This is a genomic window from Gloeocapsopsis sp. IPPAS B-1203, assembly GCF_002749975.1.
Taxonomy (GTDB): domain Bacteria; phylum Cyanobacteriota; class Cyanobacteriia; order Cyanobacteriales; family Chroococcidiopsidaceae; genus Gloeocapsopsis.
In genome coordinates this window covers 104787-130601 of sequence record NZ_PEIG01000007.1, presented here as the reverse complement: position 1 = coordinate 130601, position 25815 = coordinate 104787, and the positions used below count along the sequence as shown (strand labels likewise).

Sequence of the window (25815 nt, the reverse complement as noted above, 5' to 3'; positions counted from 1 at the left end):
AAATGACATTAAGTATCAATCAAGATCAGGAATACCAAGAGGCACAAAAAGCATACATTCAAGGAAACTATGAAATAGCAGTAGCTATTGTCGAGCGATTACTACAAGAGTTTCCTGATGATGCGAATGCTCATCTGTTACGAGGTCATATTTACTGTGTATATCAACAGTACGATCAAGCTCAACAAGAGTATCGCACCGTTTTAAATCTTACAGAAGATTCAGACATAGTTGATTGTGCCAATGAAGCTATAGAGACTATTCTTCAACACGAAAGCTCACAGCTATCAAGTGGCTATACAAATTATTCAGAAAAAGAGTTTGAAGATACTTATTTATTAATGGATACTGCTGGCGATCAGATGAACTTCAACAGCGAGCAACATCAAGAAAACGAAGCAACCTTTGAAGACGCTGATCCTGGCAGTTCTGATTTTGAACATTTTGACTACAATACACCTGCTATTTCAGAATTTGAGCAACCCTTTGAGAATACTTTTACTAACTCAATAGACAATCGCTCCGATGATGCCACATCAATCGATGCTTTCATCGATCCTTTTGTAGAACCGCAATCAGACCGGTCGTCGATTGGTAAAACAACGCTACAAGATGATAATTTACCAAATGAGTCCTACTTGTCGTTTGCAACTACTGAAGAAGCTTGGAACACAGATCCTGCAGTACAACCGACATCAATCGAGGATTTTCCTAATCTAGAAGAAGTAGAAACCTCTGAAATTGAAGATACTTTCGGTTACTCAACTGCACAGAATTTTGATGCAGATGAGTCGCGCCTGTTATTTGCAGAGGAGGTTGAAGATCAAACTCTACTGTTGTCTCCGACAAAGCTTCAGATAGAAGAAATAGAACACCTCAGTTCTGCTGCAGACAGAACAATTGAAGATACCTTTGGCTCAAGAATTCCTGTAAATAACTCGGACCATCCTAGCGCAGATTCTGTTATGACATCAATTCAGGACATTGAGGAATTCAGCATTGCAGAATTTGATGCCTTTGAAGATCTAGGCAATGTTTCTGAATTTGGTTTATCAGCAAATGAGGTATCTAATGATATAAGTAGTGCAGTTGATGCTATTCCAACTTCTGATGCGATCGCCGATGTACCTGTCTTTCACGATACTTCAGCAACGCCTCAAAGTAATGCTCCTAAATGGCGTCAGCAGTTTGAGAGTGCCTCTTTAGAAAAAAAACAATGGCTAACTGCGAGTAGTGTAGGGGTTGTCTCTGCGGTTGTTGTGGCAGCACTCAGCTTGGGTAGCTCGTTTATGTCGCCTGTACCGAGTCGATCAGCAGTGAGAAATACTGGTTGGATGCTTGCTGCTGCTGCTGGAGTTGCAGGTTTTGCAACAACACGCTTTCTCGGACAAATTACAACTAAACAAATTAAACGCACAACCGCAGATTTGTATCTACAGTTTGATGCTTTAAGAGAAGGTAATTTCACTTCCCAAGCAGCCTCTCAAGACGAGTTGGGTCAACTTGTTGCTAAGTTTAATGAAATGGCACATGTCATTCAAGCAACAACAAGAGAAGCGCAGCATAAAGCTCAAGAACAAGAAGAAGAAAAAGAAAATCTACAACGTCAGGTAATGCGGTTACTTGATGATGTTGAAGGAGCAGCGCGTGGAGATTTGACTGTGCGTGCTGAAGTCAGTGCTGATGTGATGGGTGCTGTTGCTGACTCGTTTAATTTGACTATTCAGAGTCTTAGAGAAATTGTACAACAGGTAAAAATTGCTGCCAAGCAGGTTAGTAAAGGTGCAACGGACAGTGAAACGTTTGCTCAAAGTCTCTCTTCTGAAGCATTACGCCAAGCTGAAGAACTCGCTGTTACACTCAATTCAGTGCAGGTAATGACAGAAGGAATCCAAAGAGTTGCAGAAAGTGCCAGAGAAGCAGAAACAGTAGCACGCTCAGCATCAACAACAGCTTTAAAAGGTGGAGAGGCAGTAGAAAGAACGGTTGCAGGTATTTCAGAAATTCGCCAAACAGTTGCAGAAACAACACGCAAAGTCAAGAGGTTGGCCGAATCATCTCAAGAAATTTCTAAGATTGTGGCATTGATTTCTCAAATTGCTTCGCGGACGAATTTATTAGCACTGAATGCAAGCATTGAGGCTGCTCGTGCAGGTGAAGCAGGAAGGGGTTTTGCCATTGTAGCTGATGAAGTTCGCCAACTAGCAGATCGAGTAGCTAAAGCATTACGAGAAATTGAACAAATCGTGAAGCAAATTCAGAGCGAAACGGGTTCAGTTATGACAGCAATGGAAGAAGGTACGCAACAAGTTATTCAAGGAACGCACTTAGCAGAACAAGCTAAGCGATCGCTAGAAGATATTGTTCAAGTTTCTAATCGCATCGATACACTTGTTGGCTCTATTACTGCAGAAACAGTTGCACAAACTGATACTTCACTTGCAGTCGCCTCTGTCATGCAATCTGTAGAATTAACTGCTCAAGCTAACTCTCAAGAAGCACAGCGAGTTTCTGGCTCTTTGATCAATCTTGTGAAAGTAGCAGGCGATCTACTCAACTCTGTAGAGCGATTCCGCGTAGAGACAACAGAATCTAATTAAATATTAGGTGACTCGTATCTAGTTACTGACTCAATAGCGTAAGTATATTTTTGTTCAATTAATTACAATAAAACTCTTATGGTACAAGAGCAAGAACAGCGAATTTTAGGCTATTTTATTGATGAGGCTAACGACCACTTAAACACCATTGAGCAAGGGTTGGTTAATCTTCAAGATACACTCTCAGACTCAGAAATGATTAATGCACTTTTTCGAGCAGCTCATTCTGTAAAAGGTGGCGCAGCTATGCTGGGGTTTGACAGTATCCAACAGACAGCACATCGCTTAGAAGACTATTTCAAAATTCTTAAAGAAAACCCAACAATTCAAATTGATCAAAAACTAGAATCACTACTTCTTAAAGTATTTGATACTTTGCAAGAACTCATTAAACATTTGGAAAGCTCATTATCGCTTCCTCATGAAGTTGTTAGCGATCTCATGGTACAAACTGAACCAATATTTACTGAACTCAACAATCATTTGCAGCTACTTGTACAAAACTCTGATCGTAACGCTGATTCGCAAAATCATAATTCTACATTCAGTCGCGATTTGCTCCCAGTTTTTCAAAGTCAAGTTTTGCAAAGATTACGAGAAATGCTGCAGTTATTCAAGCAGCCTGAGACATCACAGAGCCGTCAACAGTTACAAGAACATTGTCAACAACTATTACAATTAGGCGAGCAATTTCAGCTATCTGGTTGGTCTAAAGTGTGTGAAGCTGCATCAAGAGCGATCGCTAATTGCGATAACAACTACCGTACACTAGCACCAGTTATTATCAAAGATCTTAAGCAATCACAAGAATTAGTCTTAGCAGGTCGTCTCAATGAAGTTGCAACAACAGATCAACTGAAAGCGCTTTCTGCTAATAAGTTACATCGATAATGATCGTGTCATAACTTCTGTATCTTACAGGTAAAAAATGGCAGTGGGAAACAACAGTCTCACTTGCCATTTTTAAAAAACTTCATTTTCAGTTGAGTTTTTCGCATAAGAAATTTCAGCATTATTAAAATTAGTTATTAACTTTATTTGTATAAATATTATGCTGCCGGAATCAGAACAGCACATTTTAAATTTCGATGAGATATTTGCTCAGCAAAATGTTGAGGCAAAAAAGCATGAAAATATAGAGGAATCTCATTTAGCTAGTGAGGAGTGCAGCAACTTATCAGAGCCGAGCTTAGTAGATGAATTATCACTAGATGGGTTAGACCTAGGTTTACCTGCTGAGCATCAAGCTTTAGAAGAATCTAATCGTTTTAATGTAGATAATAAAATAGATACTGCCTTATCTAATGAATTCAATTTTAATGATTTTCTTCATCCCCTGGATGAAGAAATTATCTCTTCATCCGAAGCAGAAATTGAATTTAATAACTTATTTTCTAGTTTAGAAACTTTTGAGATTGCCAAGGAGTTAGAAGATATAGCAAAAAGCAAGCCAGAAGAAAATCAACAAATATCATTAAAAAATAGTACTAAAGATTATCAAAATAAAGAGCAAATTGATTTAGGAGATTTTTGGTTTCAAGACAGTAATTCCTCCAACAATATAGATTTAGAAACTGATTTGAAAAATAGTTTGAGTGAATTTGAGTTAGATAATCAAGATACTGTTATTTCTACAGAAGTAATTATATCTGAACTAGATAGCATTTCATCAAACCTGAACTTAGAAAATCACTCAATAATTACTGCTAGTTCCGAACAGCCTGAGATGCAAACTGTTATCCAATCTTTTTCTGAGGAAGCAGATTTTACAGACTTAGAAGCTTTGTTAGATGAAGATGAGTTTGATATACCAGAAGTTGTGCCAGATGCAGAAACCAGCAATGAATTTGATGAGTTAGAAGCATTGCTTGATCCAGATGTAACACAAGTAACCGAGAATACAGATGATTTTGCTGATCTGGATGCTCTTTTGGATGCAAATATTGATGCAGCAGAGAACGCTTTAGGAGAAAATAACTTTGCTGACCTTGATACACTACTTGAAGAGCCACCTAAGCAAAACAAATCCATACCAGAACCAATAGCTAAAACATCTGGAAATGTGTCTCGCAAAGTCGCATTTGAACAAACAATGCGGGTTTCAGTGAAGCAACTAGATGGCATTAGTAACTTAGTGGGAGAACTGGTTGTCAATCGCAACAGCTTAGAACAAGACCAACAGAGAATGCGTCAGTTTACAGAGAATCTCCTACATCGAGTGCAACAGCTCAATGAGTTAGGAATTAAGATGCAGGAACTGTACGAGCGATCGCTGCTAGAAGCTTCTTTGCTGAGTAGCCGTTCGCCTTCTCGTTCTGAGGTTGAGAATACGGAGAAAACACCTGAACGTCATGCCACAGGGATGGATTTTGATGCCTTAGAAATGGATCGTTTCACGGGCTTTCATACGTTATCCCAAGAAATGATTGAAATGATCGTGCGAGTGCGCGAGTCAGCTTCAGATATTGAGTTTGTGACAGATGAAACCGAACAAGTTGCCCGTCAATTTCGTCAGGTGACAACTCAATTGCAAGAAGGTATTACGCGATCGCGGATGATTCCCTTTTCACAGATTGCCGATCGCTTACCTCGTGCTGTTAAAGAAATTACACTCAAATACGGCAAACAAGCCGAACTCAAACTAGAGGGTCGCGACACCTTAATTGATAAGGTAATCCTAGAGCAACTCTACGACCCCATGACACACTTGGTCAATAATTCGATTACGCATGGTATTGAAACTCCTGAAGAACGTATTGCCAAGGGTAAACCACCTATAGGAACAATTACGATTCGTGCCTTTCATCAAGGAAACCAAACTGTCATTTCTGTCGCTGATGATGGTGCTGGGATTGATCCTGACCGCGTATTGACCAAAGCAATTCAAAAAGGATTAATCACGGTTGCTGAAGCCCGAACAATGTCACCAGGGGATGTGTATGATTTACTATTTCATCCTGGTTTTAGTACCAAAGACCAAGTTGATGAATTTGCAGGTCGTGGTGTGGGAATGGACGTTGTACGCACCAGTTTGCAAGAAATGCGGGGAACGATTAATACTGATTCAACCCTGGATAAAGGAACAACGTTTACAATTCGCTTACCACTAACTCTAAGCATTTGTAAAGCACTGTGCTGCTTGAGTGATAAAGCACGAATTGCGTTTCCGATGGATGGTGTCGAAGATATGATGGACATCCCAACATCGGCGGTACTGCAGTTAGAGGACGGTCAACCTGGCGTTGGCTGGCGGGATTTTCTACTACCATTGCGACCATTAAAAGAGTTATTGAATTACAACCGTGTCCTAGGTCGTGGTAACGTCTACGGTAGCAATCGCGAAGATGACTTGGTTTCTGTTGTCATATTGCGTTCTGCAGAAACATTTATGGCACTGCAAGTAGACCAAGTTCTGGGCGAACAGGAAATTGTTATTAAGCAATTTGAAGCCCCAGTGTCAAAACCAGTTGGTATTGCTGGGGCGACAATTCTTGGAGATGGTCACGTTATGCCTATTGCAGACGTATTAGAGTTGATCGACCTGTCACTTGGACGTATTCAACAACGCAGCAATAAGCTGTGGACTGCTAGTGCGACTCCTATCCAGCCAGTTACAGCAGATGTCAAGTCTGAACCTACCGTTTTGATTGTTGACGACTCAATTACAGTACGCGAACTACTCTCCCTTACCTTTAATAAAGCTGGCTACCGCGTCGAACAAGCGCGTGATGGTCAAGAGGCTTGGGATAAGCTGCGTGATGGTTTACCATGCGATCTCATCTTCTGTGATATTGAAATGCCAAGAATGGATGGCTTGGAATTATTGTCACGCTTGCAGCAAGATGTTACTCTCAATGAGATTCCGATCGCCATGCTAACTTCACGAGGTGCGGAACGCCATCGTCAAATGGCAATTCAACTCGGTGCTAGTGGCTACTTTACCAAACCCTATCTAGAAGAAGTTCTACTTGATGGTGCAGCTCGTATGCTTAAAGGTGAGATGCTAGTAGCTAGTAGCAGTTAATATGTACATTGTTCCCTTACCCCTCTAGATTATTAGCTATCATCAGCTATGAGAATCATTAAAATGACTTGAAATGACAACTGACGAACTGCTGAATCAACCTGCGTTTATTCATGTACCAGTATTAAGTCGAGAGTTGCTTGCAGGTTTAGCAGTTCGTCCTGGTGGACATTATCTTGATGCAACAGTGGGTGGTGGTGGTCACAGTCGCTTAATTTTAGCAGCAGCCTCAGATGTGCGCCTGACAGCAATTGATCAAGATGAACAAGCGATCGCCGCAGCGCAAGCGACACTTGCACCTTATCAAGAACGCGTCCAATTTTGGCATGGGAATTTTGCTGAATATCAACCTAATTATCAATTTGATGGTGTAATTGCTGATTTAGGCGTGAGTTCGCATCATTTTGATGTACCGGAACGGGGCTTTAGTTTTCGCCATGAAGCGCCTTTAGATATGCGGATGAATCAACAGCGATCGCTTACCGCTGCTGAGGTGATCAATCATTGGGATGAGTCGCAACTTGCAGATGTTTTCTTTAAATATGGTGAAGAACGACTATCGCGCCGCATTGCGCGTCGGATTGTTGAACAGCGTCCGTTTCACACAACTACTGCACTAGCAGAGGCGATCGCTTACAGTGTTCCTCGACAATACCGCTATGGCAGAATTCATCCTGCTACCCGTGTTTTTCAAGCTTTGCGAATTGTTGTCAATGATGAGTTAAATGTTTTAGAAACTTTCTTAAAGTGCGCACCTAACTGGTTACTACCACAAGGCAAAATTGCGATTATCAGTTTTCATAGCTTAGAAGACCGCATTGTTAAACACAGTTTACGCAATTCACCTTCATTGCAAGTACTAACAAAAAAACCTATTACACCTCAAGAAGATGAGTTAGTAACTAACCCGCGATCGCGTTCAGCAAAGCTGCGAATTGCCGTAAGAGATATAAACCTGTAATTTAAGTCGATGTCAATAAGCGGATATGGGAAGTAGTCTAAAATATTCGTAACAGGTAGTTGAATGAAAATCAGTCTCCTGCCAATGAGGCGATTGCTTTTCCCTATTGCAGGAGAATTTAAAAATGTTTGGACTATATACCGAATTTAGTAATGATAAATCCATTAAACTGGCACCCGCAACCTTGCTGTGGCTCAATCAACAACTTGATGCCAGTGCAGCTATTAACAACTTAATTTATCAAGAACTAGAGCATAATATAATTTGTTCTGCTGTTGAAGAAGAACTGGAAATATCGCGCGAACAAGTCATCACATTACAACAACAACTAGATATTGAACAGCACAACAAACAAATCTTTTACTATCAACAATTACAATGCGAAGAGCAATTAGAAATATCGCAAGAACAGATACGAGGTCTACAGCTTCAAATTCAGAAAAACCAGCAAGAGATAGCAGAGCATCGCCAACAAACTGATCAAGTAAAGAGTGCATTAAAAAACTTACTTTGGCAACTAGAAGTTAATCAGAGTGCTATCTGTATGCTGTAACTAATTTAGAGCTTAGCAAATGTAATTTGCAGCTATAGAACAAAGCTCACCACCGTGGAATCACCCATAAAACTCTTACCAATAGTGTGCGGGGGCACATGTCGTTTACGTAGCCTCAACTTCAGTCGCAGGGCTGATTCATAATTATGATAAAGTCACTCTTCGCGGTATCTCAACTTGAAAAGTAGAACCTTGACCTAACTCGCTGGTGACAGTAATTGAACCGTGCATCATTTGGACTAGTCTATTAGCAATTGATAGCCCTAAACCAGTACCGCCGTGTTGGCGAACAAGTGTTTGATTGGCTTGACGAAATTCTGTAAAAATATCTTTGAGATCTGCTTGAGCAATTCCAATTCCTGTATCTTCAACTGCGATCGCAATTCGTTCAGTAGACGGTTCCCATGCTTCAATTGTAATGCTACCAACATTTGTAAATTTAATCGCGTTGGAGAGCAAATTGACCAACACTTGGCGTAAGCGATATTTGTCGTTGACAACAAGAGGGTTTTCTAAATTTAATTTTACTTGTAGCTTTAAGTTTTGCTGCTCAATGAGAGAATGCATTTCTGCTGTCGTATCACTGATGAGTTCTGCCAAATTAAACTCTTCGGGTTGCAGTGCGAGACAATTTGCTTCTAACTTAGAAAAATCTAAGATTTCGTCGATTAAGCGCAGCAAGTGTTTTCCACTGTTGAGAACGCGCTGTACCATGCTTTCTTGCTGGGAATTTAGGCGATCTTGTTGGTTGCGCAATAGCAGTTGTGAGAAGCCAATGATAGCATTCATTGGACTGCGCAATTCGTGGGACATTATCGCTAAAAAATGCGATCTGATGCGTGTAGTTTCTTGAAGTCGCAAGTTTTGTAATTCAATCTCACGTAGTTTTGCTTCAACTTGTTTGCGTGCTGTAATGTCTCGCATCAACCAACGCCAACCTGCTACATCACCGTTATTGTTGCGGATTGTTACTACAGTTAAAGTAGCATCAAATTCAGTAGTGTGACGTGGAAACAAGCGTAATTCCCATTCTTGTACGCGCTCAGTATTGTGTAATTGTTGTAGTTGCAAGCGAAATGCGCTGCGTTCCTCATAAGGAATAAAATTCACGAGGGGCTTGCCTATGAGAAATTTTTGCGGAACATTTAGCATTGTTGCCGCAGCGCGATTAGCTTCTCTAATTATGCCTAGTACATCAGTTACTAGATAGCCATCGGGAGCAAAGTCAAATAATTCTTGGTAGCGTTTACTTTCTGCTTCAAGTTGATTGCGGATACTAGTTAACTCTTCGTTTTGCTGAAGTAGCTCTTCTTCTGCGACGTGTAACTCTTCTAAAGCTATGCGGAGTTCTTCTAAGGAGTCTGCTGCTAATTCTGGAGATTGGCAAGAAGTTAAACTTGTTTTCTGATACAGTTGAGCAGCCCGCTGATACATAAATCGAAGGTGGTAGGAAAATTGTTCCGCATTCACTTTGAATTTTTGTTTTTAAAGTTTTTTACTAATACTTAAGATTTTATCTATCTCTCACGACAAGAAAATGTACTGAAAGTATGAAAATAATTGTTAGTTGAGTTTTCTTAACAAATAAACTTGTTACATAAATAACAAATACCCTATGACTTTCTGTGGAGCTACTTAAATGAGGTGTCTAGTAACTAGTCACTAGCAACTAACCACAAAGAAAGGTTATTTAACTAAAGATGATATTATTATGTATCTTCATTACTAGCGTGTTCCTCCATTAACAAAATTACACCTTGAATCTCTTGAGTTCTACTTAATAACGGCGTACAAGTCACTTGACATTGAATAGATTTGCCACGACGATTTACTGCTTCTACGGTAATTTCTATATAATCAGATTCTGCCATTAGACAGGTGCGAATTGGCTGCCTGATCTGCTCTACAGGTAAACCAATATCTAAGTTGAGAAAATGTTGTCCTTGAACTTCGAGTGCGCGTAAACCCCATAAGTCCTCTGCTTTATCACTCCAAGCTTGAATGAGCAAGTCTCGGTCTAAAACGACAACACCACAACGGAGACTTGTTAAGATTGACGCTAGAAAAGCGTTAGCGGAGTTGAGTTCTTCGCTACGCAGGCGAAATTCTTCATTAATTGTCTGGAGTTCTTCATTAGAAGAGTGTAATTCTTCGTTCATTGTTTCTAACTCTTCATTTGTAGATTGAAGTTCCTCGTTAGTTGTCTCTAATTCTTCATTAGAAGATTGAAGTTCTTCGTTAGTTGTCTCTAGTTCTTCGTTGGTGGATTGTAATTCTTCATAAGCCATTTCTAATTCTTGATTAGAATGCTCAAGTTCGTCTTGTAAGGATTTGGCACGAGTGACATCGTTAAAGGTGATACTGATACCAAGCAGAGTATCATTGACATCTAATAGTGGTGCTACTTGAACATCAAAATATTGCAGTTCACCACCAATAATCCACTCTACATCTTTATGCAGATTAGAACGGCGATCGCGATACACTTGATCAATACACGAACGTAACTCAATCGGGCGGTAAGATATTTCTAAGTCTTGTAGTAAACGACCAATATCTTGATATCTCAGACCACATAAACTCCGCGCTCGTTTGTTAGCCAACGTCAAAGTCCCATTAAGATCTAATATCAGTTGTGCTAGTGGAGCCGTGTCAAAGGCAGCATCACGGAGATACCCATAACGCGTTAGATTATTCGTGTCTGTATCATTGTTTGGCATCATTGGCAAAAAGCGATCGCGGTTATTTGTCATTGCCAGCTTGCTAAAAATGCGTCGTTTGAGGTCTACTGGAGAGAAACTACTACCATGACTGAGCAACATTTCCGCTTTACCCAACAACAAAAAGCTACCATCGTTTAGCGCAAAGTGAAAACGACTAACAATTCGTGCTTGAGTCTCGGCATTAAAATACATCAGCGTGTTGCGACATACTAGTAAGTCAATTCGCGAGATGGGTGCATCTTGTAATAAATCGTGACGACCAAAAATCACAGAACGCCGCAAGTCTTTACGAAAGGTATAAAGATTTTCGTAACAATCAAAATACTGTTCTAAGAATTCGGCAGAAAGTCCTGTCACTTCTCTAGCGTTGTATGTAGCATGACGTGCTTGATTGAGTGCCTCTTCATCAACATCAGTCGCATAAATTTTGACTCGCGAACGAAATTGTTCAACTCCAAGCGCTTCGGCTAAGATAATGGCTAAAGTGTAGGCTTCTTGTCCTGAAGCACATCCTGCACTCCAAACTCGAATTGGTTCAGACAGTTCTTTACGAGTAATTACACGAGGAATAATGTCAGTATGTACATATTCCCACACTGTTGGATCGCGAAAAAAAGAGGTAACGTTAATTAAAATTGTGTTGAACAGATGCACAAATTCTTGGGGATGCACCTCCAAGTAATCGACGTAGTTGCTGTAGCTATCAACTTCGAGGGCTTGCATTCGTTTTGTGACGCGGCGGATTAAGCTTGGTCGTTTGTAGCCAGTAAAGTCAAATCCACGGTTACGCTTAATATAGTTAAGTAAAGCTTCAAATTCTGGGTTCATTTGCGAACTAATCTACAAATTTTGCGGTTGTTCACCGTGCATCACTAAATGCATCAAAATAACAGCAATTTCTTGCAGAGGAACCACAAAATCAACAGTTCCTGTATCAATCGCTGCGCTTGGCATCCCGAAAAATTCTGAACTAGCGCGATCTTGCGCGATCGCTTTACCACCCATTTGTTTAATAGCACGGACTCCCATGGCACCATCACTTCCCATCCCTGTTAAGACTACCGCGATCGCCTGCGCTTGAAAACTTGCTGCTACTGATTCAAATAGTAAATCTGCTGAAGGACGCACGAAATGGACTAGTTGAGCATCTGATAGGCACAGCGTATTGTCGGCAGTCACGAGTAAATGCTGATTCGGCGGTGCAATATAAACTTGACCTGGTTGTATTTGATCGCCTTGTTCTGCCTCTTTCACAGGTAAATCTGTGCGATGACTCAAGAGGTTTGCCATTTGGCTAGGATGATGCGGGTACAAGTGCTGCACTATCACAATTGCCGCCGGAAAATCTGTGCCTAAGTGAGATAGTACTTCAATCAGTGCTTTGAGTCCACCTGCTGAAGCACCAATTGCAACAATAGGAAAGGATGCAGTAGTAGGAGCAATTTCTTGTTCTTCTGGAGTTGGTGAGGCAGTTCCAGAAGCAACGTCGCTGTTGATTGTTGACGCTTGACCATTACCTTCACCTTTGAGGAGTAGGTTACGTACAAGTGTTGCTCGTGCTTGGGCATCGTCTCCTTGAGACTGAAAGCGCTGTGCAGAATATGGTCGATTGCGATCGCGGGCTTGTGTTGCCAATCGTTGCGAGAGTGCTGCTTTTTCTTCTAATGCCCGCAGTGCATTCCACAATGCTTCTTCTAATGCCTCAGACTGTTCAGCAAGCAAGGTATTAACCGAGTAAGCATGACCTGTACGACAACGAAAGCGGATTAAATCTCCTTCGTTAAGTTCCCACAGTACGCCTCCACATTCTGGACAGCCGAAGGCTGAGGGTTTGCCTGGGCGATCGAGGTTTTGCATTGCTCCTAACTCCAATTCCGCCATATCAGCTTCTATTGCCATGTCGCGCGACACGCTTTCTTGTTCTGCTGCAATTGGTTTGTTTGCTAACTCAACCAAGACTGATGCGATTTTAGATACGGGCAAAATATGGTCAACTGCTACATTTTCAATCGCACTGCGCGGCATTCCTGAGTAAAGTGCTTCTTGGGGATCTTGAGCGATCGCAATTCCTCCTTGCTGCTTGATCGCGACTAAACCTGCCGTACCATCATCAAGCGTACCTGACAAAACGACACCTACAACTCGTTGCCCATAAGTTCTTGCTGCTGTGCGAAACAAGGGATCGACTGCGGGACGATGACTATTTTCTTTGGGACCGCGTGCTAGGTGAATGCAGCCCTTTTTAATAAGTAGATGTTGGTCGGGTGGAGCAATGTAAATGTGATTGTGCTGAATTTCTGCGCCATCTTGAGGATGAACCGCTGTAAGTAGAGATTGATTTTTATGCTGCTTTTTTAAACAACGGTTCAGAATACTTGGCAGTAAACTCGGTCCGTGTGATGGTATGTGAAGCACTACAAATATGGCGGCAGGCAGGCTAGGAGGTAAATTCCGAATAAGTTGCTCTAGCGCTTCAACTCCGCCAGCAGAGGCTCCAACGACGACGATGTCGCATCCAGACATTTTTTTGTTTTTAGAGGAAAATATTATTTTAATTACAGATAGTTTGATGAACGCTCAATTCGTTTACTGTACTAACCCAAGAATATCAGAAATTCAGCAGCTTTACTCTCTTTCCTTTGAGGTGACTTGTCGAGGCAAACTTATCCGAAAGGTAGAGCCTTGACTGAGTTTGCTTTCAACGGAAATTGTTCCCTGCATCATTTGGACTAAAGAGCGAGTAATTGCTAGTCCTAAACCAGTACCGCCATGCTTGCGGGTTGTTGTTTGGTCGATTTGCCGGAATTCCTCAAAAATATTAGGTAAGTCAGCCTCAGCAATGCCAATACCAGTGTCTTTAACACTAAGGAGTAGCTGCATTGGTTCTGGTTCGCAAACATTAATTTCTACTGAGCCAGTTTCAGTAAATTTAATTGCATTAGAGAGCAGGTTCACAAGGACTTGACGTAAGCGAACGCTGTCATTAATAACTTGAGGGTTATCAATGTTAACAACAGCATTCAATTTTAACTGTTTTTGTTCAGCGAGTGGTTGCAATTCAGCTATGGTAGCGTTAATTAATTGAGCAAGATCGAATTCTTCTGGCACAAGTTCCAAGCGCCCAGCTTCAATTTTGGAAAGATCGAGAATATCGTTAATTAGTGCTAATAAGTTTTTGCCATTATTAAGAATGCGTTCTACCATTTCGACTTGTGTGGTGCTCAGTGATGCAGTGCGTTGTCGAAGTAAAACTTGGGCAAAGCCAATAATGGCATTCATTGGAGTGCGTAATTCGTGCGACATTGTCGCTAAAAATTGTGACTTAAGCCGTGCCGCTTCAATCAATTGTAGGTTTTGTTGTTCAATGCGCTGGCGGTTAAGTTCGAGTTCGCGGTTTTGCCGTGCTAAGATTTGGTTTTGAATCGCTAGGCGTTCTTCGCGTTCTTCTAAAACACCAATCATGCGGGCATTATTAATAGCGATCGCTGCTTGTTCGCCGACAGCCGTTAATAGATTTTGGTCTTCGATATCAAAAGCTTCGGGATTTTCCCAGTTACCAATTGCTAAAACTCCTAATCTTCCTGCTGAGGCTGATTCGATTGCGACAGCCTGAATAGCAGCTGGTAAATCAACTACTTGGGGTTCTTCTGTGCCACCAGAGGTTTTGTATTTGCGATCTTGTTGTCTTGTTGCTTTAAATAGTTGCGATTCACCTGTTAGAAAGACATGGTTAAGTAATCCATCTCCACTATCAAACAACTCCATTAACAGCAACCTTTCTCGACCAACACCTGCTGTAGCAGTTAATTCGAGTTGGCGACTTTCTGAGTTATACAGCAAAATCAACGCAAACTGAGCATCACTAATACCGTCATAAACTGCCCTTACCATAACTTGTAGCAATCCTGGTAAGTTTGTCAAACGCTGGTTGAGGAGATTAGTAATTCGCTGCAATACTCGTAGTTGTTGCTGCTGTTCTCCTAGAATGATTAATGCTTGGCGCAAGTTTTCACCAATTTCATTTGCCTGCTGAAATAATTTAGCATTGTCTACGGCTAAACCTGCACGACGCCCAAGATCTTCAGCGAATGTTAGATCTGCTTGTGTATATGTTTTGCCCGATTCTACCGAGTAAAAGGCAATTGTCCCCAAAGTGCGTTCTCGTGCTTTCATGGGCACACACATAAATGATTTGATGCCAACCTGACGCAAGATCTCTAGATGTTCTGTATCGCGGGCAAGTCCAGCTAAGACAAAATCAGGAATTTCTGAATATAACTCTGACTTGCCAGTCCGAATAACTTGGGGTGTGCCGATCAGTGCATCAGGATTAAGAGGGTAACGCTTAAAGACTTCTTTTGCCCACTCAACTTTTTCGGGATCGGGGTGTGTTAGTGCTACTTGACGTAGAGTTTTGTCTTCGTCTACGACATAGATGGTACACCAATCAGCTAGCTGAGGAACGATGAGATCAGCAAGATTTTCTAGTGTAGTTTGGTAATCTAAAGAAGATCCCAGCAAACCGCTAGCTTCAGCAAGAAAGCGTTCTTGTTCTTCAATACGCTTACGTTCGGTAATATCTAGATAAGCACCGATGCTACCTCGACATTGACCTTGCTCGTCGAATAACGGCGCAGCATAGGAAAGCAGCTTGATTGAGGAATTAGTATCAGTAACAACATCAAATTCTTGATCTAAAACATCAACACCGTGCGCAGCAGCATACTGCATTGGTAATTCTGCGGCTGGGATTTCTCTACCCTGAGAGTAAATCTTAAAAAATGGTTGTTCTTCAAGAGGGGCACTTTTGGAAGCGTTAGCGTCAATCGGATGATTGAGTAATTTGGCAAGGGCTGGGTTAATCCGCACAAATCGACATTCAGGATCTTGGGCGATCGCAATTCCAATTGGAATCACATCAAATAACGTTTGTAACTCGTTGACACGTAGTTCTAGATCGCGGTTTAGTTTAACAATTTCTGCTTCAGAACGCTTGCGATCGCTCAAATCTAAGACATAACAAATGCCAATTTCTTTAACGTTATCAATCAAAGCACCACCAATGAGAATTGGCACTCTACTACCGTCTTTACGAATGTATTCTTTCTCAAACGGCGTTAATATCCGAGACGAGCGCATTTGAGCCGCAGCTCGTCGATCAATTTCCTCGTATTCTGGTGGGGTAATGTCTTTCCAGTACAATCCTGAGATGACATCTTGTTTTGTGTAACCCATCATTTGTAGAAAAGCATCGTTGGCATCGAGGATTTTGCCTTGCATATCTGCAATGATGATCCCAAGTACGTTAGATTCTGCCAGATAGCGAAATCGCGATTCACTTTCTCTCAATGCATTTTCGAGTTGCTTACGCTCAGTAATATCACTGATCACTCCTGACATTCTCACTGGGCAATTGTTGGCATCGCGCTGGGCTTTCCCTCTTGCTAAACAGTAACGATATTCTCCTGAACTATGAATGAAGCGAAACTCTGCTTCACATTTTTCGTTATTTGTCAAGTGATGGCGAATAGTTTCACGGATACGCGGCACATCTTCGGGATGTATCCGTTCCATAAAAGCTGTCGTTGTATGATCGAATTCTGAACGCGATACACCTAAAATTTCTAGCAGGCGGTCATTACAATAAACCTGCTTTGTAGCACAATGCCAATCCCAGATGCCATCGTTGGCACCTTCTAAAACAAGTCGATAACGTTCTTCGCTTTCTTTTAAGCGTTGATTAGCGATCGCCGCAGCTTGTTCAGCACGATACACGCGGATTGTTTGTCGGAGGACTTGAGCTAAATTTTCTGGTGTGATGTTGGCTTTAGAAAGATAATCATGCGCTCCTGCTTTAATCAGTTGTACAGCTATTTGTTCGTCTCCTTGTCCTGTGAGAACTACCAAAGGAACTGTAATTCCCAAGGCTCTTAATTGCTGTACTAAACTCAAACCATCGCCGTCTGGAAGAAAGTAATCAAGGAATACACAATCAAAGAATTGCGTTTGTAGTGTTGCGATCGCTTTTTCACAATCACTAACTTCTGATAGTTCAGTTTGCACGCCAGCAGCCTTTAGCGCACGGCGTACTGCCATTCGGTCAACTTCATCGTCATCAACTACCAGAATTTTTACTGTTTGTTCCATAATTCAGTATTGGAAAGCGATTGGCGAACAACCAAAGAGCATGGTAAAAATGCCAACTGTCAGGGAATTTCACTTAAAGTCCAATACTTATTGAGAGTTGCCACAGCCTCCACAAAATTTGCGAAGGTAACTGGCTTCAGAATATATCCAGCGACATTCAAGTTGTAAGCTTCTACTTTGTCACGATCTTCGTTCGATGTTGTCAGAACAATCACAGGGGTGAAACGAAGTTCTGAATCAGCACGCAATTCTCGTAAAAATTCAATGCCATTCATTTTTGGCATATTTAAGTCGAGTAAGACCAGTCTCCTCTCATAGGGAATTTGAAAGTCACTGTTTTCGCCACGAAGCATAGCTAATGCTTCTAAGCCGTTGGCAGCCAGATAAAGTGGATTAGTAATGTTATTTTTTTTAAAAGCACGTTTGACATTCATTACATCCACTTCGTCATCTTCAACAAGCAGGATGTTTGTCATTTTATGATTCATCTTGATTGTAATTTATATTTATTTTTGCCGTTAATTTTGTTGATATACCTCAATCGTTAGCAAGATTTCTGAATATAGCAATAAATACTTAATACTTTTGAGCTATTTCTTATTACTTAGTTTTGAGTTTTTAACCAAGTGAAGTAAAACGCTGCGCCTTTTCCTGCTTGAGATTCTAGCCAAATGCTACCTCCTTGGCTTTCAACAATTTTCTTGACAATCGATAATCCAATCCCAGTATTTTCTTTTTGGTCGCGAGCAGATAAGGTCTGAAAAATGCCAAACACTTTAGCTTGATATTGTAAGGCGATTCCATCACCATCATCAGCTACTGTGAATTGATAGAAATCACCGACATCTGTAAATGAAATATGTATTGTGCCATCTAACCTAGGGTGATGTTTGATAGCATTACTGATGAGATTACTAAATACTTGCTCTAAGAGCAATCTATATGTCCATAGCGTCGGCAGATTTGATGCGACTTGAATCATAAAAGTTGCTGGAGGATCTAGGGAGTCAATAACTTCTGCAAGCAGAGTCGCAACTGACACAGAAGTCAGAGGAGTTTCAAGACGTCCGACTCGCGAGTATTGCAATAAACCATTAATTAAAGCCTCCATACGATAAACTCGCCCGCGTAATAAGTTCATTTGCTGGCGAGTTTCCTCTGTTAAACTTTCTTCTAGATCTTCTTCAATCCATTCAGATAAATTGGCGATCGCCCGCAACGGTGCTTTAAGGTCGTGAGAAACGACGTAACTAAACTCATCGAGTTCCTGATTGCGCTTTTGGATGTCGTAATTTGTTTGTGCCAGCATCGCAGTTAGACGAACGAGTTCAGCAGCGCGGTGGACAAGTTCTGCTTCAGTTTGTTTTTGCTGAGTGACATCTAAAATCAAAGACAGCACGGAAACTAAATTGCCCGCTTCGTCGAGTAATCCTGAATTATACCACTCACAATAAACGACTTTGCTATCTTTAGTGTAGTTACGATTGAGCGCAACATTGCGTTGTTGGCTGCCATCGATGAGTCGATCGATAACTTGAGTGACAGTTGCTCGATCTTCTGGAAAAATAAAATTCCACTCACTGGGTAGTTTTCCTAGCACTTCTGCAGCTTGCCAACCAAACAGCGTTTCAGCCGCGCGTGACCACCGCACCACACGAAAATCGCGATTCCATTCAATCACAGCAAGCGGGGAATTTTCGACATGAAAGGTCAGTCGCTGTAGTGCACTCCATAAATTCGCTTCAGTTTGCTTGCGTTTACTAATATCGCGATACGTAATGACAACACCATTAATACTCGGTTCAGTCAGTAAATTACACGCGATCGCCTCAAAATCACGCGGTTCTCCATTAACGTGTTGCAAACGAAACTCAGCAACTATATTAGCGGCAGGATGCGATAAAGCTTCTTGTAATAACTTTTTTGCCTGGGCGAGATCCTCTTGATAAACAAAAGTAAATGCCTGTTTTTCATGGCACTCTTGTGGCGTGTAACCTAAAATCCGTTGCATTGAACAACTGGTGTATGTCATAAACCCTGCCGCATTGACAACTTGAATGACATCAGAGGAGTTTTGTTCTAAGGCACGAAATCGCGCTTCGCTTTGACGCAAAATTTCAGTTCTGGCATTTTCAGCCGCGATCCGTTGGGCGATCGCTGCGCTGATGAATGTTAGTGCTAATAATATGAGAGTCGCAACTCCAATTGAGACAGCAAGTGTAGAGTTATCCGGTTGTGCCGCACTCAAAAAAGTTGACTTGTCAAGTTCAAACTTGACCGATGCCATTGCGGTGTAGTGCATTCCGGCGATCGCAATTCCCATGACAACTGCACTAGCCAACTTGCGAATCGTTCCTTGAGCGATCGTCTTGGTTTGATGATAAGCTAACCATAAAGCCGTAAATGAAACTCCAATTGCAACTGCAATCGAGAAAGTAACATTTTTTAAGCTATACAATGGTGTCGCTGCTAACCGCATTGCCTGCATCCCCGTGTAGTGCATTGCTGCAATACCCAGCCCCATAAATATGCTGCCAGTTGCTAGCTTTAACCAACTCAATTCCTGAATGACGAGGAATAAAGCACCTCCAGAAGCGAAAACAGCAAGAAGCATTGACACTTCAACAATGGGAAAGTTGTAACTTACTGGTACGGGTAAGCGATAAGCCAATATACCGATAAAGTGCATCGACCAAATGCCAATTCCCATTGCTAGCGAACCACCAATCAACCAAAGGGCAGTGCGCCATCCTGACGTTGTTTTGACTTGTGCCACAAGATCGAGTGCTGTGTATGAAGCAACGATCGCTATACCAATTGAGAGAATAACTAAGTTAAGGTTGTGTGTACCTGTGATGGTGTCTGGATTGGTCATGTGAGAGAGTTGAGCAGAATTTGATCGATAGCTGGATGACTAGCCGCTGAACAAACGAAGTCCACCTCCGTGGACTAATGAAGAAACAAAAGTTGTAGAAATTTATGAAGATAAGTCAAGTTTAGATTAGCCGAGGAGTCATGCGCTAAGCCTTTGCTGTCGAACTGACGTTGCTGGGATTTGACAAATATAGCAATGGTCAAGATGATTAAAATGTTATTTAAAGTTTTGAAGATTCAACACTCATAACTTTCTTCAACTCAAAACTCATAACTCATAACTCATAACTTCCTCACCCCTGCTATACTATTGCTACTTTGACCAAGTAAAGCGAAAAGTGGCTCCTTGACCTTCTTGAGACGCAAGATAGATGCGTCCTCCTTGACTTTCTACAATTTTTTTGACAATCGCAAGACCAACCCCAGTGTTTTCGACTTTATCACGCGCTTCTAATGTTTGAAAGATGCCAAACACTTTTTCGTGATACACTGCTGCGATGCCTGGACCATCATCTGCCACTGTAAACTCGTAAAAATCTCCTCGATCTGTTGCAGAGATCCTGATATTGCCATCAAGTCGATCGTGGTGTTTAATCGCATTACTGATGAGATTGCTGAACACTTGAAATAGTGGCATCTTTTGAGTACGCAGTGCAGGTAAATCCTGAGCGATCGCGATTGTAAATTCTGGTGGTGGTGCAAGCATCGTTAACACTTCATTGAGCAAGTTTTTCACACTGACAAATTCAGTAGGTGTTGCTATGCGTCCTACACGGGAGTACTGCAATAAACCATCAATTAATGCTTCGAGTCGATGTACGCGCCCGCGCAACAACTCCATCTGACGCCTGTTTTCGGCACCGAGTTGCTCTGCAATATCATCCTCAATCCACTGCGACAGATTAGCGATCGCTCTTAAGGGTGCTTTCAAGTCGTGGGAGGCGACATAAGCAAATTGATCCAACTCTTGGTTACGCTTTTCTAAAGCAGTATTTGTCGTTGCTAACATTTTTGTTAAATAAGTCAGTTCCTCGGCACGATGCCTCAGCGCTTCTTCATTAGATTTACGTTCAGTAATATCAATACAAGAGCCAATGTATCCCGCGAAGTCGCCACTTGGTGTAAAACGCGGTACACCAGTATCAACTAACCAGCGATACTCGCCATCTGCACGTTGAAAGCGATATTCCATCTCAAAGCGCTGACGGGTTGCAAATGCTTTGAGGTAAATATTGAGGCAAGGTTCTTTGTCTTCAGGATGAACTCTTTGTGCCCAGCCATCACCAACTTCTTCCTCCATCTTCCGTCCTGTGAACTCTAGCCACGGTTGATTGAACCAATGACATTGCGTATCGGTTCCAGATACCCAAATCATGACTGGCGCATTGTCTGCCATACTCCGAAAGCGGGCTTCGCTTTCTTTGAGGGCTTCCTCGAAGCGTTTGCGATCGTCAATGTCTGTTGCAGTTCCTACCCAAGACAAAATTTGTTCGTTAGTGTCGCGTACAGGTAAAGCTCTTCCTAAGTGCCAGCGATAGATACCATCTTTACGCCGAAAACGATATTCAATTTCATAAAAGGTTCCAGTACTGACAGCATGATGCCAATGATGGAGACACTCAGGTAAATCATCAGGATGAATAATTGCTTGCCACTGCGAACCTGTGTTTTGCTCAGGCGTCAATCCGGTATAGTCAAACCACCTTTGATTGTAATAATCCATTGTGCCGTCTGGTTGTGCTGTCCACACAATCAAAGGCATTGCATTTGCTAAATCGCGGTAGCGTTTTTCACTTTTTTTGAGTTCTTCCTCCACCTGCTTGCGTTCGTGAATATCCGCACAAATACCTACCCATTCGCGGATGGAGCCGTCTTCGGCAATAACTGGAACGCCCCGCGCCCAAAAATAACGATAGTTGCCATCAGCACCACGAATGCGATATTCAGTGTTGTAAAGCGTTTTGTGCTCTACTGCGCTATTCCACGTTTGCGCAGTGCGATCGCGGTCTTCAGGATGCACTGCACTTATCCAACTCCAACCTTGAACTTCGGCAACAGTTTGACCTGTATACGCCCGCCAAGCTGGTATATCGTCTACTTTACCTTCAGCATCAGTTGTCCAAACGATTTGTGATGTGGCAATAACTAACGAACGATATCGCTGTTCGCTTTCTTGCAAAGCTTTTAAGGGTTCTTCTAATCCATTCTCTTTGTCAACAGGAGTGCAACTGACTATCCAATCTTGAATTTGACCTGCTGCAATGACGGGTGTACCTTGTTCGCTGAACCAGTGATAGTGACCATCCGCAGCTAGTAATCGGTATTTAATTTCGTATTGTTGCCCTTGCGCGATCGCGGAGGTGCGTTGAGTTATCCGGTGTCGATCTTCCGGATGTAGTGCTTTAACGAAACCCCACAACTGATTTGCACCTAATTTATCACTGTCTTCTTGTCGAGTATCCATATGTCATGTTGTTAATTTATGCAACAATATTTTGCGGTACTGGCATTTCTAAACCACTTTTTGGAGTCATGTTCTACTTTTATAAATAACGCCGCTGATACTCGCTTGCAGGTTGAGTGTGAAGCTCTAAGAAACTACTACATTTGGCATTGACAAAGTAGGATAGCGAACAATAAAACATAGGCGCCGACTTGCTTGTCTTAAATACTGAAATCTAAGCCTCTCCAATTGATACAATAATCTCCACAACCCTTAGTAGCAAACATAAGAGCCTTATTAAAAATTAACTATGGCGAATTGAGATTATTTCACAAATTGAGCTAATGAATTGACGAACTTAGACAAGCCTCATGTGTTTGTGTACTTGTATGTATAACTAGGAGTAACAAAGCATACATTTTTCTGGTTTTTTTGAGCAGAGATTTTAAGCGATCGCTTGTTGAGGAGACGTTTCAGAAAAACTAAAAAAATTTGCCGTTAAATTGCTTTAGATTAGAGAAATCTCTACTTCTGTTAATGGGTGATCTTAACTAAACTAATCCTGTCAGATTAGTAAACTCGGTTTTAAATTTAAGAATTGTACAAGCGGTTATTGACAATGAATAAAATTCGTGTTGCTCTAATTGAAGACCATGACCTCACCCGTGTAGGTATTCGTACAGCCCTGCAACAGCGGCAAGAGATTGAAGTGGTTGGAGAAGCTGCTAATGCTAGTGAAGGGTTGAAATTATTACAAATCAGCCATCCTGACATCGCAATTGTTGATATTGGCTTACCTGATAAAGATGGCATTGAACTGACACGGCAAATCAAAGCGAATCAAGATGGTGATGATGATAGCAACACCAAAGTATTGATTTTAACGTTACGCGATAACAAAGAAGCTGTGCTAGCAGCGTTTGCTGCGGGTGCTGACTCTTACTGTATGAAGGATATTAGTTTTGACAACTTACTAGAAGCATTACGAGTGACACATGGTGGTAATTCTTGGATTGATCCTGCGATCGCACGGATTGTTCTCCAACAAGCCAAAGAAACTCCTGAAGCTATAGAGCCAGTCACTATAGATAGTAAAACAGTTGCAATTAATGCTGCTGATGCAGAATATGACCAAATGATTGCTGCTTACCCCCTCACAGAAAGAGAACTAGAGGTGTTACAACTGATTGTTGAAGGTTGCAGTAATGCAGTAATTGCAGAAAAGCTGTATATCACTGTAGGTACAGTGAAAACTCATGTACGCAATATCCTCAATAAGCTTTGTGCCGATGATCGTACTCAAGCTGCCGTTCGCGCATTACGTTCTGGTTTAGTAGGGTAATACGATTAGGACGATCAGCAGAGTTGTGTGGGCAGGCAAGACGCCTATCCCACATCTCCTATTATTTTTTTTAATCTAGTTTAGATACAGTATGAGAGTTTCAAGTTTTCCTTTGCTTCTGCTAACTAGTGTTTCTATCTCCCCATATAGCTTTCTTGAGCTTTCAGGTCACTACTTATTAGAATAAGTTTTCTGTATTACAGTGACTCTTTATTAATTATTATTATAACTTTTATTAAAAAGAGTTTATAAATACAAGTTTTTATTGAAAACTTGATCTTAATAGTTACACAGTATGGTAAACAACGTCTTTTCCATAAAAAGAAAAATTTGCTTTACCTGCGGTTAGTTGTAGATCGAGTTCATTAAAGCTTTTGTTATGACACCATCAATTTCTTTAGCACCTCGTTATCGTCTGGATGATGAATTGCCTTGGTTGGTAGGAATTGATCCAGCACGGTACTACTGGATTACAGTCAATGGTGATGTATATACACCGGTTGCACTGCCAGGATTAATGGTGTCTTCGCTCAGTGAGTTGAAACAGACAATTCGCAGATTTCGTTCGTTGCAACCGCAACAGCAAATGCAAGTAACGCGGACGGCTAGCAGTTGTACAATTCACTGCATTAACTCAAACTGCTACGCAGTAGAAATTGAGAGTGAAATACCTGTGTGGCATCTCTTCGATCAAGAAGCATTAGAAAGTTTATTGATGAGTGCTCACCCCGACTGGCAATGTGCAGAGCGAGATATCGATCTCGGACGTCAGATGCTCATGCGATCGCTCGAACAATCACTTGTAGCTTAAGAACAGAAAAATGTAAGCTGATTATTTCATCAGCTTTAAGGGCGCTGAATATTGAGTAATTCTTGAGGTGAAGCAAGAAGTTTTACCGTAGCTGCAAGAATTTCACGTTGTTGATTGAGTAAAAATATCCAAGAGACGTTGACACCACACCAAGAAGTTTGTACTTTTCCAGCGACTTGAACTTTAAATGCGTCGTCTTGTGGCTCAATGATGCCTTGAGTGGGTGCAAGACTCATGCCTTGTGCTTCTTGATGAAGGTAAGCAGCGATCGCCTCTTGCCCGACAATAGGAGATTCAAAAGGTGCTTTGAGTGTTCCATTAGCAGCAAACAATGCGGCTGTTTCATCAAACTTACCTGCGTTTAAAGTTTCAAAGTAATTTAATATCGTTGGCTCAGTGATGCCTTCAATACGCATCGAGTGTTCAATAGAACCTTGGGTTGAAGAGGGATCGGGGTTCATAAGCAGGCAGTCTAGGAGCAAGGTAAGACACAAAAAAAGAACAGGATAGCAACCTGCTCTTTTAAAAGATTGTATTAGAGAACAGTAATGGAAAGGGAAGAAAATTAACGTTACGTCAAGTTAGTCAGCTAAAGGATCGACCCCCATGTCAACTACTGTGTTACGAAGCACTGTAATTTGTTGACCAAAATCAAGACTCTTAATAGCCTGTAAAACTTCTGTTACATCTGAAGAAGGTTGGTATCCACGAGGCATTGGGGCAACAATGCCTTGTTCCATCAGCACAGAAAGTTCGTACCAAAAAGCTAGCTTTGTGTTTGTGCTCAAAACTCCGTAGCCACGGCTGATTGCAGTATTTCTATTTGCTGCTAAATCGCGCATGACCTGCAACTGCTCAGCATGGGACATTTTTTTGATCTGACTTAGTAGACCTTCAGCTAACTGCAAACGCGCAGCACCAGGGGCTGCAGGTGTAATTGAGCTTCCCATTTCAGTGTACGCATACCAAAGCAGTGCTAGCTGATCGTCCACACTGAGGCGCTTGAATAAAGCTACGGTGGCAGGCACGGCGTCAGCGAACTGAGTGCTGGAATCGAAGCGGTTAGAGAAAGTTGTTGAAGCTGACTCTGTTGTGTATGTCATGTCTGCTCTGGAGATTCTTGACAAGAGTTGGTTCGTATGCATGAATCTCTCCTCCTTGATTTCTAGTATGCAACGTTTCTTTACAAGTTGCAAATAAAATTTACAAATCAAACTATTAGGCAATGTTAAACAGACAAACAAAGCTTGCACTCTAGCACAAGGGAACTTGTGAACAGGGAAATATTGGCTCTTTATTGATTAGCAAAATGAATCAATCTCCAATTTCTTTTCTCT

General features: G+C 41.6%; 15 protein-coding genes and 1 pseudogene. 7 read left to right on the top strand and 9 right to left on the bottom strand.

Annotated features, from left to right (window positions below; all coding sequences use genetic code 11):
* Window positions 1-2: 2 nt before the first annotated feature.
* The 5 genes and pseudogenes from CSQ79_RS14270 (at window position 3) to CSQ79_RS14250 (ending at window position 8138) form a co-directional block, all read left to right on the top strand.
* Window positions 3-2600: a methyl-accepting chemotaxis protein gene (locus CSQ79_RS14270; RefSeq protein ID WP_099701842.1), complete on the top strand. Its 2598-nt coding sequence runs from the start codon at window positions 3-5 to the stop codon at window positions 2598-2600.
* Window positions 2601-2678: 78 nt separating this feature from the next.
* Window positions 2679-3491, top strand: coding sequence for an Hpt domain-containing protein (locus CSQ79_RS14265; protein WP_099701841.1), 813 nt, complete (start codon window positions 2679-2681; stop codon window positions 3489-3491).
* Window positions 3492-4227: 736 nt separating this feature from the next.
* Window positions 4228-6624, top strand: a pseudogene (locus CSQ79_RS14260) (hybrid sensor histidine kinase/response regulator); the annotation flags it as partial.
* A 73-nt stretch (window positions 6625-6697) separates the two neighbouring features.
* Window positions 6698-7585: a 16S rRNA (cytosine(1402)-N(4))-methyltransferase RsmH gene (gene rsmH / locus CSQ79_RS14255; protein ID WP_099701839.1), complete on the top strand. Its 888-nt coding sequence runs from the start codon at window positions 6698-6700 to the stop codon at window positions 7583-7585.
* A 124-nt stretch (window positions 7586-7709) separates the two neighbouring features.
* Complete coding sequence (locus tag CSQ79_RS14250) at window positions 7710-8138, top strand: hypothetical protein (protein WP_099701838.1); 429 nt, start codon at window positions 7710-7712, stop codon at window positions 8136-8138.
* 144 nt (window positions 8139-8282) lie between these two features.
* Here CSQ79_RS14250 and CSQ79_RS14245 read toward each other — a convergent pair whose 3' ends face one another.
* The 7 genes from CSQ79_RS14245 to CSQ79_RS14215 all read right to left on the bottom strand — a co-directional run bounded on the left by CSQ79_RS14245 (window position 8283) and on the right by CSQ79_RS14215 (window position 22346).
* Window positions 8283-9572 carry a PAS domain-containing sensor histidine kinase gene (locus CSQ79_RS14245; protein WP_289501132.1) on the bottom strand — a complete coding sequence of 430 codons (1290 nt, stop codon included), beginning with the start codon at window positions 9570-9572 and terminating at the stop codon, window positions 8283-8285.
* 275 nt (window positions 9573-9847) lie between these two features.
* Window positions 9848-11689, bottom strand: a complete 1842-nt coding sequence (locus tag CSQ79_RS14240; RefSeq protein ID WP_099701836.1) for a CheR family methyltransferase — start codon at window positions 11687-11689, stop codon at window positions 9848-9850.
* A 12-nt stretch (window positions 11690-11701) separates the two neighbouring features.
* Window positions 11702-13384: a chemotaxis protein CheB gene (locus tag CSQ79_RS14235; RefSeq protein WP_099701835.1), complete on the bottom strand. Its 1683-nt coding sequence runs from the start codon at window positions 13382-13384 to the stop codon at window positions 11702-11704.
* Window positions 13385-13486: 102 nt separating this feature from the next.
* Window positions 13487-17008 (bottom strand): PAS domain S-box protein, encoded by a 3522-nt coding sequence (locus CSQ79_RS14230; RefSeq protein ID WP_099701834.1) that lies wholly within the window; start codon window positions 17006-17008, stop codon window positions 13487-13489.
* Window positions 17009-17067: 59 nt separating this feature from the next.
* Window positions 17068-17496: a response regulator gene (locus CSQ79_RS14225; protein WP_099701833.1), complete on the bottom strand. Its 429-nt coding sequence runs from the start codon at window positions 17494-17496 to the stop codon at window positions 17068-17070.
* A gap of 116 nt (window positions 17497-17612) precedes the next feature.
* A complete protein-coding gene (locus tag CSQ79_RS14220) occupies window positions 17613-19883 on the bottom strand; it encodes an MHYT domain-containing protein (RefSeq protein WP_099701832.1) in 2271 nt (756 codons plus the stop codon).
* A gap of 312 nt (window positions 19884-20195) precedes the next feature.
* A complete protein-coding gene (locus tag CSQ79_RS14215; RefSeq protein ID WP_099701831.1) occupies window positions 20196-22346 on the bottom strand; it encodes a PAS domain-containing protein in 2151 nt (716 codons plus the stop codon).
* A 598-nt stretch (window positions 22347-22944) separates the two neighbouring features.
* Here CSQ79_RS14215 and CSQ79_RS14210 point away from each other — a divergent pair.
* Window positions 22945-23667, top strand: coding sequence for a response regulator transcription factor (locus tag CSQ79_RS14210; protein ID WP_099701830.1), 723 nt, complete (start codon window positions 22945-22947; stop codon window positions 23665-23667).
* A gap of 379 nt (window positions 23668-24046) precedes the next feature.
* Window positions 24047-24478 carry a hypothetical protein gene (locus tag CSQ79_RS14205; RefSeq protein ID WP_099701829.1) on the top strand — a complete coding sequence of 144 codons (432 nt, stop codon included), beginning with the start codon at window positions 24047-24049 and terminating at the stop codon, window positions 24476-24478.
* Between the two features lie 35 nt (window positions 24479-24513).
* Here the strand turns inward: CSQ79_RS14205 and CSQ79_RS14200 are convergent, their stop codons facing one another.
* The gene (locus tag CSQ79_RS14200; protein WP_099701828.1) at window positions 24514-24939 is read right to left on the bottom strand and encodes a nuclear transport factor 2 family protein; all 426 of its coding nucleotides are present in this window, start codon (window positions 24937-24939) and stop codon (window positions 24514-24516) included.
* A 120-nt stretch (window positions 24940-25059) separates the two neighbouring features.
* Window positions 25060-25581 (bottom strand): orange carotenoid protein N-terminal domain-containing protein, encoded by a 522-nt coding sequence (locus tag CSQ79_RS14195; RefSeq protein ID WP_099701827.1) that lies wholly within the window; start codon window positions 25579-25581, stop codon window positions 25060-25062.
* Window positions 25582-25815 lie beyond the last annotated feature (234 nt).

Coding starts and splice junctions, on each gene's coding strand:
- CSQ79_RS14270 (WP_099701842.1), top strand. CDS start 3: ATGACATTAAGTATCAATCAAGATCAGGAATACCAAGAGGCACAAAAA.
- CSQ79_RS14265 (WP_099701841.1), top strand. CDS start 2,679: ATGGTACAAGAGCAAGAACAGCGAATTTTAGGCTATTTTATTGATGAG.
- rsmH (WP_099701839.1), top strand. CDS start 6,698: ATGACAACTGACGAACTGCTGAATCAACCTGCGTTTATTCATGTACCA.
- CSQ79_RS14250 (WP_099701838.1), top strand. CDS start 7,710: ATGTTTGGACTATATACCGAATTTAGTAATGATAAATCCATTAAACTG.
- CSQ79_RS14245 (WP_289501132.1), bottom strand. CDS start 9,572: ATGTATCAGCGGGCTGCTCAACTGTATCAGAAAACAAGTTTAACTTCT.
- CSQ79_RS14240 (WP_099701836.1), bottom strand. CDS start 11,689: ATGAACCCAGAATTTGAAGCTTTACTTAACTATATTAAGCGTAACCGT.
- CSQ79_RS14235 (WP_099701835.1), bottom strand. CDS start 13,384: ATGTCTGGATGCGACATCGTCGTCGTTGGAGCCTCTGCTGGCGGAGTT.
- CSQ79_RS14230 (WP_099701834.1), bottom strand. CDS start 17,008: ATGGAACAAACAGTAAAAATTCTGGTAGTTGATGACGATGAAGTTGAC.
- CSQ79_RS14225 (WP_099701833.1), bottom strand. CDS start 17,496: ATGAATCATAAAATGACAAACATCCTGCTTGTTGAAGATGACGAAGTG.
- CSQ79_RS14220 (WP_099701832.1), bottom strand. CDS start 19,883: ATGACCAATCCAGACACCATCACAGGTACACACAACCTTAACTTAGTT.
- CSQ79_RS14215 (WP_099701831.1), bottom strand. CDS start 22,346: ATGGATACTCGACAAGAAGACAGTGATAAATTAGGTGCAAATCAGTTG.
- CSQ79_RS14210 (WP_099701830.1), top strand. CDS start 22,945: ATGAATAAAATTCGTGTTGCTCTAATTGAAGACCATGACCTCACCCGT.
- CSQ79_RS14205 (WP_099701829.1), top strand. CDS start 24,047: ATGACACCATCAATTTCTTTAGCACCTCGTTATCGTCTGGATGATGAA.
- CSQ79_RS14200 (WP_099701828.1), bottom strand. CDS start 24,939: ATGAACCCCGATCCCTCTTCAACCCAAGGTTCTATTGAACACTCGATG.
- CSQ79_RS14195 (WP_099701827.1), bottom strand. CDS start 25,581: ATGACATACACAACAGAGTCAGCTTCAACAACTTTCTCTAACCGCTTC.